The following is a 16133-nucleotide window of genomic DNA, read 5'->3' as shown; positions in this document are numbered from 1 at the left end:
AATCTGTTTTATTTTGTTTATAATGAGAGGTATGGTTTGTCTTAAGAACAATACAAAATCGCTTTTATTATAGGATAAAAACAGATACATATAAGTAATAGAAAGGGAGTGTCTGACCTTGGGTATCAAACAATATTCACAGGAACAGCTAAAGGAAATGGCTTTAGTTGAAATCGCTCATGAAATGTTTTCAGACAGTAAAAAACCAGTTCCTTTTCAGGAGCTTTTAAATGAAATTGCTTCATTGCTCGGTGTGAAAAAAGAAGATTTGGGAGACCGGATCGCACAGTTTTATACAGACTTAAATATAGACGGCCGATTCTTGGCTTTGTCTGACCAGACTTGGGGCCTTCGCAGCTGGTATCCTTATGATCAGCTGGATGAAGAAACGCAGCCGACCGTTAAGGCGAAAAAGAAAAAAGCGAAGAAGGCTGTCGAAGAAGATCTTGACCTTGATGAATTTGAAGTGGTCGATGAAGATGATATCGATTTGAATGAAGTTGAGGAAGAGCTGGATCTTGAGGCTGACGAATTTGATGATATTGATGAAGACGATGACGAAGAAGAAGACTTAGACATCGATGAAGATCTGATTGACGATGAAGAAGATGAAGAAGAAGACTTAGATGAAGATGAGGAGAAAAAAGAGTAGAAGGCGGATTCTTTTTTCCGAAATAAAACCATCTTGACTTTCATAGTCGAACTATGTAGTATGTATTTTGGGCTCTTCAAAAAGAAGAGGAATTCATACGAATGCTACGCTCCCTTTCAAGAAATTGAAAGGGAGCTTTCTTATTTTCACCCCGATATAACGGTATTTTCTTTGCATAATCATTTAGAAATAGAAGAAAAAAAACTAAATGATTTTTTATAAAACGGTACATTTTAAAGAATGTAGCTTAGACCGAAGAGAGGAGCAATCGAAAATGACTAAATATATTTTTGTAACCGGGGGAGTTGTATCCTCGCTTGGAAAGGGTATTGTTGCCGCATCATTGGGACGTTTGCTGAAAAACAGAGGACTGAATGTGACAATCCAAAAATTTGACCCGTATATCAACGTCGACCCGGGAACAATGAGCCCATACCAGCATGGTGAGGTTTTCGTTACAGATGACGGAGCTGAGACAGACTTAGACTTAGGCCACTATGAGCGTTTTATCGACATTAACTTAAACAAATTCAGCAACGTAACAACAGGTAAAATCTACTCCACGGTTCTGAAAAAAGAGCGCAGAGGAGACTATCTGGGCGGAACGGTTCAAGTTATTCCCCATATCACTAATGAACTGAAAGACCGTGTTTACCGCGCAGGAAAAGAAACAAAAGCGGATGTTGTCATTACAGAAATCGGAGGTACAGTAGGAGATATTGAATCCCTGCCGTTCCTTGAAGCGATCCGCCAAATGAAAAGTGACATCGGACGAGAAAACGTAATGTACATTCACTGTACACTCGTGCCTTATATTAAAGCTGCGGGAGAATTGAAAACAAAGCCGACCCAGCACAGTGTGAAAGAATTAAGAAGCTTAGGCATTCAGCCTAATATCATTGTGGTCCGCACTGAAATGCCGATCTCACAAGATATGAAAGACAAGATCGCTCTTTTCTGTGACATCGACACGAAAGCGGTTATTGAATGTGAAGATGCGGACAACCTGTACTCCATTCCCCTTGAGCTGCAAAAACAAGGACTTGATAAGCTTGTCTGCAACCATATGAACTTAGAATGTAAGGATGCAGAAATGTCAGAGTGGAAAGAGCTTGTCAACAGAGTAAGCAATTTGTCTAAAACCGTGACAATCGGTCTCGTGGGTAAATATGTAGAGCTTCAAGATGCTTATATTTCTGTTGTTGAGTCACTTCGCCACGCGGGTTACGCGTTTGACGCTGATGTGAAAGTGAAATGGATCAATGCCGAAGAAGTGACAGAAAGCAATATCCATGAGCTGACAAGCGGCACAGACGGCATCATCGTTCCAGGCGGATTCGGCGATCGCGGCGTGGAAGGAAAAATCATTGCGACAAAATACGCGCGTGAAAACAAAGTTCCTTTCTTCGGTATTTGCTTGGGTATGCAAGTCGCATCCATCGAATATGCGAGAAACGTGTTAGGACTTGAAGGTGCTCATTCAGCTGAAATTGATCCTTCAACGCCATATCCGATCATTGACCTTCTGCCTGAACAGAAGGATGTGGAAGACCTTGGAGGAACGCTCCGCCTAGGCCTTTACCCTTGTAAGCTAATAGAAGGAACAAAAGCCTTTGAAGCATATCAAGATGAAGTGGTTTATGAACGCCATCGCCACCGCTACGAGTTCAACAACGAATTCAGACAGCAGATGGAAGCAAACGGTTTTGTATTCTCAGGCACAAGCCCGGACGGACGTCTTGTGGAAATCATCGAACTGAAGGATCACCCATGGTTCGTGGCATCCCAGTTCCATCCTGAATTTAAATCAAGACCGACAAAACCTCAATCTTTATTCAAAGACTTTATCGGAGCCTCTGTGGAAGCTTTAGACCAGAAATAATAAAAAAAGACTTGCCGTTTGTCAAAACGTGCAAGTCTTTTTTATTTGGTATTTCTGTCATTCGGCCTGTACAATAGGCTAAGCATACTCTTGAAGAATCTCCTTTAATGTAAAAGACAGCGCGTGGTACACGTACAGACCTACCATCAAAGAAGGAAATCCGAACCTTGTGCCATCCTCATCAGGTACGAGGGGCATTTTTAATTTTGTATCAATATGAACATCGCAATATTGTTCAATTCCGTTTTGATCCTTCACAACGGGTGACACACATACAACGCCGGCGCCTTTTTCATACAGCTCTTTCGCAAGCGCCTGTTCTTCCTCTGTTCCCGGACTCGAACAAAACATGAGCACCCTGTCGCTTTCAGTTATATGTTCAATGCTGTCAGGAAAGACTTTTACTGAAGGAAACGGTTCTCTGCCGGCAGATGCTTCGTGGAGAATGCCCTGCAATTCATTCGCTCCATATAAATAAATGGAATGTCCGCTGACCACGGCCTGCGCAAGCAACCGGGCCCCATCTTCAATTGCTTCTGACTCCTTATCCTGAATGCGTGAAAAAATGCCTGTCAATTGCGTTGTGAATATTTTCAACATAGGTGAAGCCTCCTTTATAACGTACAATATAGTATATAACAAAAGAGAAATTGCTCAGAAAATGTCGGAAAGTAGACTATTATAATTAAAGGAAATGAGAAAATCAAACAGAATACATTAACTACTGCTTACTTTTGACGAAAATCATAACATTGGGGTGTAAAATGATGAATGAGAAAATTTTAATCGTTGATGATCAATACGGAATTCGTATTTTGCTTAATGAAGTATTCAATAAAGAAGGCTATCAGACGTTTCAGGCTGCGAACGGCCTTCAGGCGCTCGACATCGTGACAAAGGAGCGCCCTGATCTTGTTCTCCTCGATATGAAGATACCGGGTATGGACGGAATCGAGATTCTGAAACGAATGAAGGTTATCGACGAAAGCATCCGTGTGATCATCATGACCGCATACGGCGAGCTGGATATGATTCAGGAATCAAAAGACTTGGGTGCGCTTACACATTTCGCTAAGCCTTTTGATATTGACGAAATCCGGGACGCGGTGAAAAAATATTTGCCGCTGAAATCAAACTGACAAAAATAAGAAACAAATTGAATCATGCCATTATGTTGCCGATTTGTCGAAAAGTTGGTATCCTAGAGATGGAGAAAAAGCGATCTGAGAATTTACATATGACGAGAATTTATGGTCATGCTAGGGTGGAAAGCTTTTTTCGCTAGAAGCAAATCAGGCTACATAAGGAGGACTTTCGACATGCCTTTAGTTTCAATGACGGAAATGTTGAATACAGCTAAAGAAAAAGGATATGCTGTTGGACAATTTAATTTAAACAACCTGGAGTTTACTCAAGCAATTTTACAAGCTGCTCAAGAGGAAAAATCTCCAGTTATTCTTGGTGTATCAGAAGGTGCGGGACGCTACATGGGCGGCTTCAAAACAGTCGTAGCTATGGTGAAAGCACTTATCGAAGAATATAATGTGACAGTTCCTGTTGCGATTCACTTAGACCACGGTTCAAGCTTTGAATCTTGTGCAAAAGCGATTCATGCAGGTTTCACATCTGTTATGATCGACGCTTCTCATCACCCGTTTGAAGAGAACGTAGAAACAACTTCAAAAGTGGTTGAGCTTGCTCATTTCCACGGCGTATCTGTTGAAGCTGAGCTTGGAACAGTCGGCGGACAAGAAGATGACGTTATCGCAGAAGGCGTAATCTACGCTGACCCTAAAGAGTGCCAAGAGCTTGTTGAACGCACTGGCATCGACTGCCTTGCACCTGCATTGGGTTCTGTTCACGGCCCTTACAAAGGTGAACCAAACCTTGGTTTCGAAGAAATGGAAGCGATCGGTAAATCAACTGGTCTTCCGCTAGTTCTTCACGGCGGTACTGGAATTCCGACTGACGACATCAAAAAATCAATTTCACTTGGCACAGCCAAAATCAACGTAAACACTGAAAACCAAATTGCTTCTGCAAAAGCTGTTCGCGAAACACTAGCAGAAAAGCCAAACGAATACGATCCGCGTAAATACCTCGGACCTGCTCGCGAAGCGATTAAAGCAACGGTTATCGGTAAAATGCGTGAATTTGGTTCTTCAAACCAAGCTTAATTCAATTCATAACCGCCTGACAGCTTTGACAGGCGGTTTTATGTCTATCGTTAGAAAGCGCAAACATGTTCCACAGTTCAGAAATTTCTTAACCAGGGAGGTTCTTCAAAATGTTGTTTTTTATTGATACAGCAAATATTGATGAAATTAAAGAAGCGTATGAATTAGGAGTTCTTGCGGGTGTTACGACAAATCCTAGTTTAGTAGCGAAGGAAGCGAACGTATCATTCCACGACCGCCTGCGCGAAATCACTGAAGTGGTGCCGGGCTCAGTAAGCGCAGAGGTTATTTCCCTCAACGCTGAAGAGATGATTGAAGAAGGAAAAGAATTGGCGAAGATCGCCCCTAATATCACAGTGAAAATCCCAATGACTTCTGACGGTTTAAAAGCGGTCAAAGCATTGAGTGATCTGAACATAAAAACGAACGTCACGCTGATTTTCAGTGCGAATCAGGCGCTTCTTGCGGCAAGAGCCGGCGCAACCTATGTCTCTCCTTTCTTAGGCCGTCTTGACGATATCGGCCACAATGGCCTTGAACTGATCTCTGAAATCAAACAAATCTTTGACGTGCACGGATTAGATACGCAGATCATTGCGGCATCCATCCGCCATGCCCAGCACGTAACTGAGGCTGCGTTAAGAGGGGCTCATATCGGCACAATGCCGCTTAAAGTCATTCATCAGCTGACAAAGCACCCATTGACAGACAAAGGTATCGAACAATTCTTGGCTGATTGGAATAAGTAATGAAGATTGCGGCAAACGGCCGGCTATTGTCTGTTTGCCGCAGCCTTCGTTTTTATAAGCTCATACAGCGGACCTTTGGGCGCTAAGGTGCGATTCTTGCTCTTGCGCATCGCCGGGATTGAAGGGTGTACGTGCTGCGTTTTGCCGGATTTCTAAAACACGGCCGGGTCTCTGTACAACATGTGAAACCAATGCCCCGCAAAGCTTCGCTATTTTCTTCCCGATAATTCACATTGTGTTGTATTCTTTCTCTTCGAATTGGCTAGATTTTGGACATGGGCTTTTATTTGCAGAGACAGAATAAAATGCCATTTTATTTACGCTCCGCAGCTATCTTCTTAAGGAAGGAGACTATCATGGAAAAGTTGAATATTGCCGGCGGCGACTCGTTAAATGGAACAGTACATATAAGCGGCGCAAAAAACAGCGCTGTCGCTTTGATACCTGCAACCATCTTGGCAAATTCCGAAGTGACCATAGAAGGGCTTCCGGAGATTTCAGATATTGAAACGCTGCGTGATCTGTTAAAAGAAATCGGCGGCAGCGTCCATTTTGAAAATGGAGAAATGGTTGTTGACCCCACTTCGATGATCAGCATGCCGCTCCCTAATGGAAAAGTGAAAAAACTGCGCGCCTCTTATTATTTAATGGGTGCGATGCTCGGACGCTTCAAACAAGCGGTGATTGGTCTGCCGGGAGGCTGCCATCTAGGTCCGAGGCCGATTGACCAGCATATAAAAGGCTTTGAAGCGCTTGGAGCCGAAGTGACAAATGAACAGGGCGCGATTTATCTGCGTGCTGAAAAGCTGAGAGGCGCCCGGATCTACCTGGATGTCGTCAGTGTGGGGGCTACCATTAATATTATGCTTGCCGCCGTTCTCGCTGAAGGAAAAACATTGATAGAAAACGCGGCGAAGGAGCCTGAGATTATAGATGTCGCCACACTCCTGACCAGCATGGGCGCAAAAATTAAAGGCGCCGGAACCAATGTCATACGGATAGACGGCGTAAAAGAGCTTCATGGCTGCAAACATACGATTATCCCAGACAGAATAGAAGCCGGAACATTTATGATCGCCGGTGCGTCAATGGGCAAGGAAGTCATTATCGACAATGTGATTCCGACTCATCTTGAATCCTTAACGGCAAAGCTGAGAGAAATGGGTTTTCATATTGAAACAAGCGACGACCAAATATTGATTGTCGGCGGCCAGAAAGAATTAAAGCCTGTAGATGTGAAAACACTTGTATACCCGGGATTTCCGACAGACCTGCAGCAGCCGATGACATCGCTTTTGACAAAGGCGAGAGGGACAAGTGTCGTGACGGACACCATTTACTCGGCAAGGTTCAAGCATATTGACGAGCTGAGACGAATGGGAGCCAATATGAAGGTGGAAGGAAGATCCGCCATTATTACCGGTCCTGTCGAGCTGCAAGGCGCCAAAGTCAAGGCCAGTGATTTGAGGGCGGGCGCCTGTCTTGTCGTCGCCGGGCTGATGGCCGACGGCGTGACGGAAATTACCGGTTTAGAGCATTTGGACAGAGGCTACAGCGATCTGGAAAAGAAACTGGAAGGTCTTGGAGCCACAATCTGGCGGGAAAGGCTGACAGACGAAGAGATAGAACAGTTGCAAAATTCTTAGAATGTGTAATTGTGAGAGGGGATCGTGCTGAGATGGAAAGAAGTTTATCAATGGAATTGGTACGTGTAACAGAAGCGGCCGCATTGGCATCTGCAAGATGGATGGGCCGGGGGAAAAAAGACGAGGCGGATGACGCTGCGACAAGCGCAATGAGAGATGTATTTGATACGGTTCCTATGAAAGGTACCGTGGTAATCGGTGAAGGCGAGATGGACGAGGCGCCAATGCTTTATATCGGCGAGAAGCTCGGCAACGGCTACGGCCCGCGCGTCGATGTGGCAGTTGATCCTCTTGAAGGCACGAACATCTTAGCGAGCGGCGGCTGGAACGCGCTGACGGTTATTGCGGTTGCTGATCACGGAACCCTGCTGAACGCTCCTGATATGTATATGGAAAAGATTGCAGTCGGTCCTGAAGCGGTAGGCTGCATTGATATCGAAGCACCTGTCATTGATAACTTAAAAGCGGTGGCGAAAGCAAAGAACAAAGATATTGAGGATGTCGTTGCTACCATCTTAAACCGTGAAAGACACGAAAAAATCATTTCTGAGCTTCGTGAGGCCGGTGCCAGAATCAAGCTCATCAACGACGGAGATGTCGCCGGCGCCATCAACACTGCCTTTGACCATACAGGCGTTGATATCTTGTTTGGATCAGGCGGCGCCCCAGAAGGTGTGCTTTCCGCTGTCGCTCTGAAAGCTCTTGGTGGAGAGATCATAGGCAAGCTGCTTCCGCAAAGCGATGAAGAAAGAACGCGCTGTGAAGCAATGGGCCTAGATGTAAACAAAGTCCTCCGCATGGAAGACCTTGTAAAAGGCGACGATGCCATTTTCGCGGCTACGGGCGTCACGGACGGCGAGCTGTTGAAAGGCGTTCAATTCAAAGGCTCTGTCGGTACGACAGAAAGCTTGGTTATAAGAGCAAAATCCGGCACAGTCCGATTTGTTGACGGAAGACACAGCCTTAAGAAAAAACCAAATTTGGTCATCCGTCCATAAGAGAGAGAAAAAGCGGGTAGATGATCCCGCTTTTCTTTTGCAAAAAAGAGTCAACCCTATCATTTATATGTCAAAGTGTTATTTAAGTTGAATAATCCTTTGAAATGAGGTAAAAATAAAGAGTGCTGCGATTTTTCTGCGTATTAACTTCTTTTAAGCACTAGGAAAGTTTTAATTTCTACCGCATACAGACGATATAAATATTGATCTTCTCATGTTTTTGTCCTCGCTTCCTTCAAAACTCATAAAGATAATCCTTTTAAAAAAGCGCCGATAATGGGTGGAAGTGTTACCGATAGAAGTTCCTTTACGTTAAAAAAAGAAAGTGCTTTGGCGGATGATGCAACAAGCAGCCAAACGAACATGTACGGCAATCAAGCAATACATTGACTATGAAAAGCGTGGTGTTTTTATGAAAGACGTATCTATTTCCTCTTTGGAAAACATGAAGTTAAAAGAACTTTATGAACTTGCAAGACATTATAAAATCTCCTACTACAGCAAACTGACAAAAAAAGAATTGATCTTTGCCATTCTGAAAGCCAATGCCGAGCAGGAAGATCTTCTGTTCATGGAAGGTGTGCTTGAGATTATCCAATCCGAGGGCTTTGGCTTCCTGAGACCGATTAATTACTCTCCAAGCTCGGAAGATATTTATATTTCTGCCTCTCAAATCCGCCGTTTTGATTTGAGAAACGGAGACAAAGTATCGGGCAAGGTTCGTCCTCCGAAAGAAAATGAACGGTATTATGGACTTTTGCACGTTGAAGCAGTAAATGGAGATGATCCGGAATCCGCGAAAGAACGCGTTCATTTCCCTGCTCTTACGCCGCTTTATCCTGACCGTCATATGGTCCTTGAAACAAAACCGAATTATTTATCTACGAGAATTATGGATATGATGGCGCCTGTAGGTTTTGGACAGCGCGGATTAATTGTAGCGCCGCCAAAAGCCGGTAAAACGATGCTGTTAAAAGAAATCGCCAACAGCATCACAGCGAATCAGCCGGAAGCAGAGCTGATCGTGCTGTTAATTGACGAAAGACCGGAGGAAGTAACGGATATTGAACGTTCAGTGGCAGGCGATGTCGTCAGCTCAACGTTTGATGAAGTTCCGGAAAATCATATTAAGGTGGCTGAGCTTGTGCTTGAGCGCGCCATGCGCCTCGTTGAGCACAAAAAAGACGTTGTCATCCTTATGGACAGCATCACACGGCTTGCCCGCGCCTACAACTTAGTGATCCCGCCAAGCGGAAGAACGCTTTCCGGAGGGATTGACCCTGCGGCGTTCCACCGTCCGAAGCGTTTCTTCGGAGCTGCGAGAAATATCGAAGAGGGCGGAAGCTTAACCATCCTGGCGACGGCTCTTGTTGACACAGGCTCCCGTATGGACGATGTCATTTACGAAGAGTTCAAGGGAACAGGAAACATGGAGCTTCACCTTGACCGTTCACTCGCGGAAAGACGGATCTTCCCTGCAATTGATATCCGCCGTTCCGGAACACGTAAGGAAGAGCTTCTTGTGCCTAAAGAGCATCTTGACCGTTTGTGGTCGATTCGAAAAACAATGTCTGATTCTCCTGATTTCGCAGAGAAATTCATGAGAAAAATGAGAAAAACAAAAACAAATCAAGAGTTTTTTGATATTTTGAATCAGGAATGGAAACAGGCGAATCTATCATCTGCAAGACGCTGAGAAAACAAAAAATCATTTGCAAAAAAAGTCATTCACTGATATAATTCTCTCATGTGCGTTTCGGACAAATGCTCCGAAATAATAACTCTGTTTCCACACGGGATTCAGGGCGGAAGGAGATGGACACATTGAAAACAGGAATTCATCCTAATTTCAAAAAAGCAACAGTTAAATGTGCTTGCGGAAATGAATTTGAAACAGGCTCAGTAAAAGAAGAGGTACGCGTTGAGATTTGCTCTGAATGCCACCCATTCTACACTGGCCGCCAAAAATTCGCTTCTGCTGATGGTCGTGTTGATCGCTTTAACAAAAAATACGGTCTTAAGTAATAATAGATTTTATCAACAGGCAAGAAGCAATTCTTGCCTGTTTTTATGTTGTCTAAAATAGACGCTGGTGATGAAAGGGGAGCAGAAGCCTATGTACATAATGAAGCAAAGCGGGTGGCTGGAGCTGATTTGCGGCAGTATGTTCTCTGGGAAATCGGAAGAGCTGATCCGAAGAGTGAAGAGAGCGACTTATGCCAAACAGGAAGTCAGAGTATTTAAGCCCGCTATAGATAACCGTTACAGTGAGGAAGCCGTTGTCTCTCACAACGGAACGTCGATGACAAGCCATGTTATTGCCGCTCCTGCTGAAATATGGAACCACATCAGTGAAACGACAGATGTGATTGCGGTTGATGAGGTGCAATTTTTCGACCGGATGATCATTGAAGTCTTGTCGTCGCTCGCCGATAAAGGATATCGTGTCATTGCGGCGGGTCTTGATATGGATTTCAGGGGAGAACCGTTCGGCGTGGTGCCTGATTTGATGGCAATGGCTGAAACAGTTACAAAGCTTCAAGCCGTCTGTTCTGTCTGCGGATCACCCGCAAGCCGCACTCAGCGCCTTATTAATGGTAAGCCTGCTTCTTATGATGATCCTATCATTTTGGTCGGGGCGTCAGAATCATATGAAGCAAGATGCAGACACCATCATGAGATCCCGGAGAAAGCAGGAAATGCAGGAAAGTAGTTCATATATAAAGTGGAAAACACCGGCAGGAAAAAGCCGGTGTTTTTTATTTTTCACAAATATTGTAGTTAAAAAACTTAATTAAGAGTAATAAAAAATTAAGTAATTTTCATCACTTGAATTTTGATTATAGCAGGCATAAAATGTCTTACGTAGTGTAAATAGTTTTTAGACATTGTTCGAATAATTGTCAAAAAATCGTTTAACGATCATGATCGATTTTATTGTAGATGACTTATTATTTAACCAGATTAACAATTAGAAAGAAGGAGATTTGCTTGAATAACATTAAAAAAACACAGGAAGGTCATTTGGAAACGACTCTCAGAGGAAAAGAAGTATTGTCCATTCCTACTTTGAATAAAGGTGTGGCTTTTTCACTTGAAGAAAGACAAGAACTTGGTTTAGACGGACTTCTTCCGCCGACTGTACTTTCTCTTGACCAGCAGGCGAAACGCGCGTATGAGCAATTTTTAGCCCAGCCTGACCGTCTTCGTCAAAATGTTTATTTAAATGACTTGCAAAACCGTAATGAAGTTCTTTTCTATAAATTGTTACAAAATCATCTTCGTGAAATGCTTCCGGTTGTTTATACACCGACAGTGGGTGAAGCGATTCAAGAATACAGCCATGAATACAGAAGACCGCAGGGGATTTACCTTTCAATTGACAACATTGACGGAATTGAAAAGGCGTTTGAAAATCTTCATGCAACGGCGGGCGATATTGACTTGATCGTGGCAACAGATTCTGAAAGTATCCTTGGTATCGGTGACTGGGGTGTAGGCGGAATTAATATTGCGATCGGTAAACTGGCTGTTTACACTGCGGCGGCGGGTATTGATCCAAGCCGGGTTATTCCTGTTGTGCTTGATGTTGGAACAAACAATGAAAAGCTGCTTAATGATCCATTATATATCGGTAACCATCATGAGCGTATTCAAGGTGAACGTTATGAAGCGTTCGTTGATGCGTATATCAAGGCTGCATTGAAGTTCTTCCCTAAAGCGCTTCTTCACTGGGAAGATTTCGGAAACAAAAATGCACGCAATATCATGAAAAAATATAACCATGAAATCCTGACATTTAACGATGATATTCAAGGTACAGGTGCGATTACTCTTGCGGGTGTGCTTGCAGCTATGAAGAAAACAGGCGCTTCTATTAAAGATCAGCGCGTTGTCATCTTTGGAGCGGGTTCTGCGGGTATCGGTATCGCTGACCAAATCCGTGACACAATGGTTCTTGCTGGATTGTCTGAAGAAGAAGCCAACAAAGCGTTCTATACACTTGATTACAGAGGCCTATTGACAGACGATATGGAAGGCATTCTTGATTTCCAAAAACCTTACCTTCGCAGCACTGAAGAAGTGAAAGATTGGAAACATAATGAAAAAGGCGAAATTCCATTCGACGAAGTGGTTCGCCAAGCGAAACCGACAATCTTAATCGGTACATCAGGGGTTTCAGGTGCGTTTACAGAGGATATTGTAAAAGAAATGGCTTCTCATGTAGACCGCCCTGTCATTATGCCTATGTCAAATCCGACTCATCTTGCTGAAGCAGTGCCTGAAGATCTGTTCAAATGGACGGACGGAAAAGTGCTTGTTGCAACGGGAAGCCCGTTTGACAATGTTGAATACAACGGCGTTTCATATGAAATCGGACAATCTAATAACGCATTTGCGTTCCCTGGACTTGGACTTGGTTCAATTGTAGTCGAAGCAAGCGTCATTACACCTGCAATGTTCGCTGCAACAGCAAACGCGATTGCGGAAATGGTCGACTTTGAAACACCTGGAGCAGGATTGCTTCCAAGTATTGATGATCTTCAAGAGGTTTCAATCCGAGTTGCGATTGATGTGGCAGAAGCAGCCATCAAAGACGGCGTAGCTAATGTACATCCGGAAGATGTAAGACAAGCAGTGCTTGATGCAATGTGGTCACCGCAATACAAAAAAGTAATTGCAAAATAATTTTTTGAGTAATATTTCTGTCCGAGGGAAAGCTTTTTACTAAAGCTGCAGTATACGGACATCAAGGATACGGAGGAGAAAATCTTGAGCTTCTTAGATATTTTAATCCTCCTGGCGCCGATATTTTTCGTTATCGTGCTGGGATGGTTCGCTGGTCATTTCGGAAGTTATGATGCTAAGTCTGCAAAAGGGGTAAGTACGTTAGTCACAAAATACGCACTTCCGGCTCACTTTATCGCTGGTATTTTAACAACTTCCAGAAGTGAATTTTTATCACAAGTACCTTTAATGGTATCATTGATTATTGGAATCGTCGGTTTTTATATTGTTATTCTTTTAGTATGTAAATTTGTTTTTAAATATGATTTAACAAATTCATCAGTTTTCTCACTGAACTCAGCCCAGCCAACTTTCGCCTTTATGGGTATTCCTGTATTGGGAAGTTTGTTCGGCGCTCAAGAGGTTGCGATTCCGATCGCGGTGACGGGTATCGTGGTTAACGCGATGCTTGACCCGCTTGCCATCATCATTGCAACTGTCGGTGAGTCATCGAAGAAGAAAGATGCGAACAGTGAAAGTTTCTGGAAAATGACAGGGAAATCAATTTTGCACGGTCTTTCTGAACCGCTTGCTGCAGCTCCGCTGGCTAGTATGATTCTGGTCCTTTGCGGTGTTTCGCTTCCTGAACTAGGTGTGAAGATGCTTGATCAGCTTGGAAGCACGACTTCGGGCGTGGCGCTCTTTGCAGTAGGTGTAACAGTTGGTATCCGCAAAATTAAACTCAGCGTGCCGGCCTTTGGCATTGCCTTGCTGAAAGTTGCTGTTCAGCCTGCGTTAATGTTCTTGATCGCCCTTGCTGTCGGTTTGCCTGCTGACCAAACAACAAAAGCCATCCTGCTTGTTGCGTTCCCGGGTTCAGCTGTAGCAGCTATGATTGCGACACGATTCGAGAAACAAGAAGAAGAAACGGCTTCGGCGTTTGTGATCAGTGCGATTCTGTCACTGATTTCACTGCCGATCATTATCGCGCTTACTGCGTAGAAAAAAAGCTCCCTGTCAAAAGGGAGCTTTTTTATTAGGTCTGAAACTTAAAAAGTGATAGGAGCGGTTTTTTTCTGGTTTTTGTCTTTTCAGAGGAAGCAGCCGTTTCGGGGATTGGCTCGGCACCGGATAGATGCTTTGTTTGTGAGGCGAGAGATTGCAGATCTGCGTGTAAGTCATCAATCTCTCTTCTGTGCTGGAGCAACTGATACGACACACCTTCGTCGGCCTTCTGTTTGAGCTGCCGTTCAAGCTCATCCAGCCTTGCCAGAAGCTTGTCCTCTGACTGCTTTTGCTGTAAAAGGGCAGAGAGCTTCTGTTCCAGCTGCTCTATTCTTTGTTCGGATGCACCGCCGTTCGTTTTTTGCAGGATAAATCCCGAGCGCTTTTTATGCTGCCGCGGAACTTTTACTTCTTGGAGCGCGACACCCTCAGAAATTTGTTTTTGAACCGATTTCAGCACGTTCACATCATCCTCTGTAAAGGAATAGTGTCCAAGTTCATTCCGTTCTGCCGGAAGATTCAGCTGCTTGACCCACCGCTGGACAGTTTTGGTTGATACACCGAGTTCTCTTGCCACCACATTGGTATTCATAATCGCATACCTCCTTTTCAGGTAGGTATTCGACTAAGTGATCCGGTTCCCTTCACGTTAGACAAAACAAGAAAAGATTCGTCAAAGAAAGTGGTGATTTCCCTTTTTTCTTCAATAACCGTTACCGCTCATACAGTTCCAAAGGGAGCCCGTCAGGATCGGAAAAGAAAGTAAATCGTTTGCCTGTCAAAGGATCAATTCTGACTGGCTCCGTAACAATGCCTTTTTCACCAAGCTTCTTCACAGCTTGATCAAGATCTCTGACTGTGAAGGCGAGGTGGCGCAACCCTGCCGCTTCCGGATGCGTCTGGCGCGCGGGCGGATCAGGGAAAGAAAACAGTTCAATGGCATACGTGCCGCCAAGGGATAGATCAAGTTTATATGAATCCCGCTCTTTCCGGTACGTTTCTTGAACGATATCAAACCCAAGCTTCTCTGTGTAAAAGGTTTTTGACTTTTCATAATCGGAACATATTATAGCGATATGGTGAATGGATTCGAACAATGGAAACCCTCCTCTTTTTTTACAGTATATCAAAGCGGATGTTTTGATCGGATAGAATTGCTTTTGACTGGCGGTAAGCCCTATACTATAATGAGAATGTTACGCACAGGAAAACAGAGGTGAAGACCGTGTTAGACCGTTTAAAGTCAATCGAAGAACGATATGAGAAATTAAATGAACTGTTATCTGATCCAGAGGTCGTCAATGACCCGAATAAACTCAGAGAATATTCAAAAGAACAATCCGACATTTCAGAGACAGTTGAAGTATATAGACGCTACAGAGATGCATCAGAACAGCTGGCTGATGCAAAGGCGATGCTTGAAGATAAGCTCGATGCCGAAATGCGGGAAATGGTGAAAGAAGAGATTTCTGAGCTTCAGGATGAAACGGAAGCCCTGACAGACCAGCTCAAACTATTGCTTGTTCCTAAAGATCCGAATGATGATAAAAACGTTATCATGGAGATCCGCGGAGCAGCGGGCGGTGAAGAAGCGGCGCTGTTTGCCGGTAATTTATACCGCATGTACAGCCGCTATGCCGAGCTTCAAGGCTGGAAAACTGAAATCATGGAAGCGAGTGTAACGGGAACCGGCGGTTATAAAGAAATCATTATTATGATCAACGGAAAAGGCGCTTACTCGAAACTAAAGTATGAAAACGGCGCACACCGTGTGCAGCGTGTCCCTGAAACAGAATCAGGCGGGCGCATCCATACATCTACGGCAACAGTAGCCTGTCTTCCGGAAGCGGAAGAGGTTGAAGTGGACATTCATGAAAAAGATATTCGTGTCGATACGTTTACTTCAAGCGGACCGGGGGGACAAAGTGTAAATACGACAATGTCTGCCGTCCGTCTGACCCATTTGCCGACCGGTGTCGTGGTGTCTTGCCAAGACGAGAAATCACAGATTAAAAACAAAGAAAAAGCCATGAAAGTGCTTCGCGCGCGTGTTTACGATAAGTTCCAGCAGGAAGCGCAGGCGGAATACGATCAAACCCGTAAGTCTGCAGTCGGTACAGGTGACCGTTCAGAGCGGATCCGCACGTACAATTTTCCGCAGAACCGTGTGACGGACCACCGCATCGGACTTACCATTCAAAAGCTTGATCAAATCCTTGAAGGTAAGCTTGATGAGTTTGTTGATGCTCTGATCATGGAAGATCAGTCCAGCAAGCTGCAAAAGGCGGAAGAATAG

Annotated in this window: 16 protein-coding genes and 1 pseudogene; 14 read left to right on the top strand and 3 right to left on the bottom strand. The window is 44.2% G+C overall.

What is annotated here, in order from left to right:
- Positions 1-118 precede the first annotated feature (118 nt).
- Positions 119-652: a DNA-directed RNA polymerase subunit delta gene (rpoE, locus tag AAHT65_RS04455; protein WP_010790221.1), complete on the top strand. Its 534-nt coding sequence runs from the start codon at positions 119-121 to the stop codon at positions 650-652.
- A 274-nt stretch (positions 653-926) separates the two neighbouring features.
- Positions 927-2534: a glutamine hydrolyzing CTP synthase gene (gene pyrG / locus AAHT65_RS04450; RefSeq protein WP_106047178.1), complete on the top strand. Its 1608-nt coding sequence runs from the start codon at positions 927-929 to the stop codon at positions 2532-2534.
- Between the two features lie 78 nt (positions 2535-2612).
- Here pyrG and AAHT65_RS04445 read toward each other — a convergent pair whose 3' ends face one another.
- On the bottom strand, positions 2613-3134 hold the full coding sequence (locus tag AAHT65_RS04445) for a DUF2529 domain-containing protein (RefSeq protein ID WP_010790219.1): 522 nt from the start codon (positions 3132-3134) through the stop codon (positions 2613-2615).
- 164 nt (positions 3135-3298) lie between these two features.
- On the opposite strand from AAHT65_RS04445, the gene spo0F reads away from it, so the two are divergent.
- The 11 genes and pseudogenes from spo0F to AAHT65_RS04390 all read left to right on the top strand — a co-directional run bounded on the left by spo0F (position 3299) and on the right by AAHT65_RS04390 (position 13834).
- The gene (gene spo0F / locus AAHT65_RS04440) at positions 3299-3673 is read left to right on the top strand and encodes a sporulation initiation phosphotransferase Spo0F (protein WP_010790218.1); all 375 of its coding nucleotides are present in this window, start codon (positions 3299-3301) and stop codon (positions 3671-3673) included.
- A 180-nt stretch (positions 3674-3853) separates the two neighbouring features.
- Complete coding sequence (locus AAHT65_RS04435; protein ID WP_003326525.1) at positions 3854-4711, top strand: class II fructose-bisphosphate aldolase; 858 nt, start codon at positions 3854-3856, stop codon at positions 4709-4711.
- A gap of 110 nt (positions 4712-4821) precedes the next feature.
- A complete protein-coding gene (gene fsa, locus AAHT65_RS04430) occupies positions 4822-5460 on the top strand; it encodes a fructose-6-phosphate aldolase (RefSeq protein WP_003326526.1) in 639 nt (212 codons plus the stop codon).
- 356 nt (positions 5461-5816) lie between these two features.
- The gene (locus AAHT65_RS04425) at positions 5817-7106 is read left to right on the top strand and encodes a UDP-N-acetylglucosamine 1-carboxyvinyltransferase (protein WP_003326527.1); all 1290 of its coding nucleotides are present in this window, start codon (positions 5817-5819) and stop codon (positions 7104-7106) included.
- Positions 7107-7138: 32 nt separating this feature from the next.
- Positions 7139-8104: a class II fructose-bisphosphatase gene (glpX, locus tag AAHT65_RS04420; protein ID WP_061572235.1), complete on the top strand. Its 966-nt coding sequence runs from the start codon at positions 7139-7141 to the stop codon at positions 8102-8104.
- A 214-nt stretch (positions 8105-8318) separates the two neighbouring features.
- Positions 8319-8494: pseudogene (locus AAHT65_RS04415) on the top strand (hypothetical protein).
- A 22-nt stretch (positions 8495-8516) separates the two neighbouring features.
- On the top strand, positions 8517-9800 hold the full coding sequence (gene rho / locus AAHT65_RS04410) for a transcription termination factor Rho (protein WP_003326529.1): 1284 nt from the start codon (positions 8517-8519) through the stop codon (positions 9798-9800).
- Positions 9801-9928: 128 nt separating this feature from the next.
- On the top strand, positions 9929-10129 hold the full coding sequence (gene rpmE / locus AAHT65_RS04405; protein ID WP_003326530.1) for a 50S ribosomal protein L31: 201 nt from the start codon (positions 9929-9931) through the stop codon (positions 10127-10129).
- A 91-nt stretch (positions 10130-10220) separates the two neighbouring features.
- On the top strand, positions 10221-10817 hold the full coding sequence (locus tag AAHT65_RS04400; protein ID WP_010790213.1) for a thymidine kinase: 597 nt from the start codon (positions 10221-10223) through the stop codon (positions 10815-10817).
- A gap of 278 nt (positions 10818-11095) precedes the next feature.
- A complete protein-coding gene (malS, locus tag AAHT65_RS04395; protein ID WP_003326532.1) occupies positions 11096-12793 on the top strand; it encodes an oxaloacetate-decarboxylating malate dehydrogenase in 1698 nt (565 codons plus the stop codon).
- Positions 12794-12877: 84 nt separating this feature from the next.
- The gene (locus AAHT65_RS04390) at positions 12878-13834 is read left to right on the top strand and encodes an AEC family transporter (RefSeq protein ID WP_258728291.1); all 957 of its coding nucleotides are present in this window, start codon (positions 12878-12880) and stop codon (positions 13832-13834) included.
- Positions 13835-13868: 34 nt separating this feature from the next.
- On the opposite strand, the gene racA is transcribed toward AAHT65_RS04390, so the two are convergent.
- Together racA and gloA2 are read right to left on the bottom strand one after the other, a co-directional pair.
- Complete coding sequence (gene racA, locus AAHT65_RS04385) at positions 13869-14429, bottom strand: chromosome-anchoring protein RacA (RefSeq protein WP_311186821.1); 561 nt, start codon at positions 14427-14429, stop codon at positions 13869-13871.
- A gap of 121 nt (positions 14430-14550) precedes the next feature.
- A complete protein-coding gene (gene gloA2 / locus AAHT65_RS04380) occupies positions 14551-14934 on the bottom strand; it encodes an SMU1112c/YaeR family gloxylase I-like metalloprotein (RefSeq protein ID WP_003326536.1) in 384 nt (127 codons plus the stop codon).
- Between the two features lie 128 nt (positions 14935-15062).
- On the opposite strand from gloA2, the gene prfA reads away from it, so the two are divergent.
- On the top strand, positions 15063-16133 hold the full coding sequence (gene prfA, locus AAHT65_RS04375; RefSeq protein ID WP_010790211.1) for a peptide chain release factor 1: 1071 nt from the start codon (positions 15063-15065) through the stop codon (positions 16131-16133).

This window comes from Bacillus atrophaeus (assembly GCF_039519175.1).
GTDB lineage: Bacteria > Bacillota > Bacilli > Bacillales > Bacillaceae > Bacillus > Bacillus atrophaeus.
This window is presented reverse-complemented; position numbering and strand designations above follow the sequence as displayed.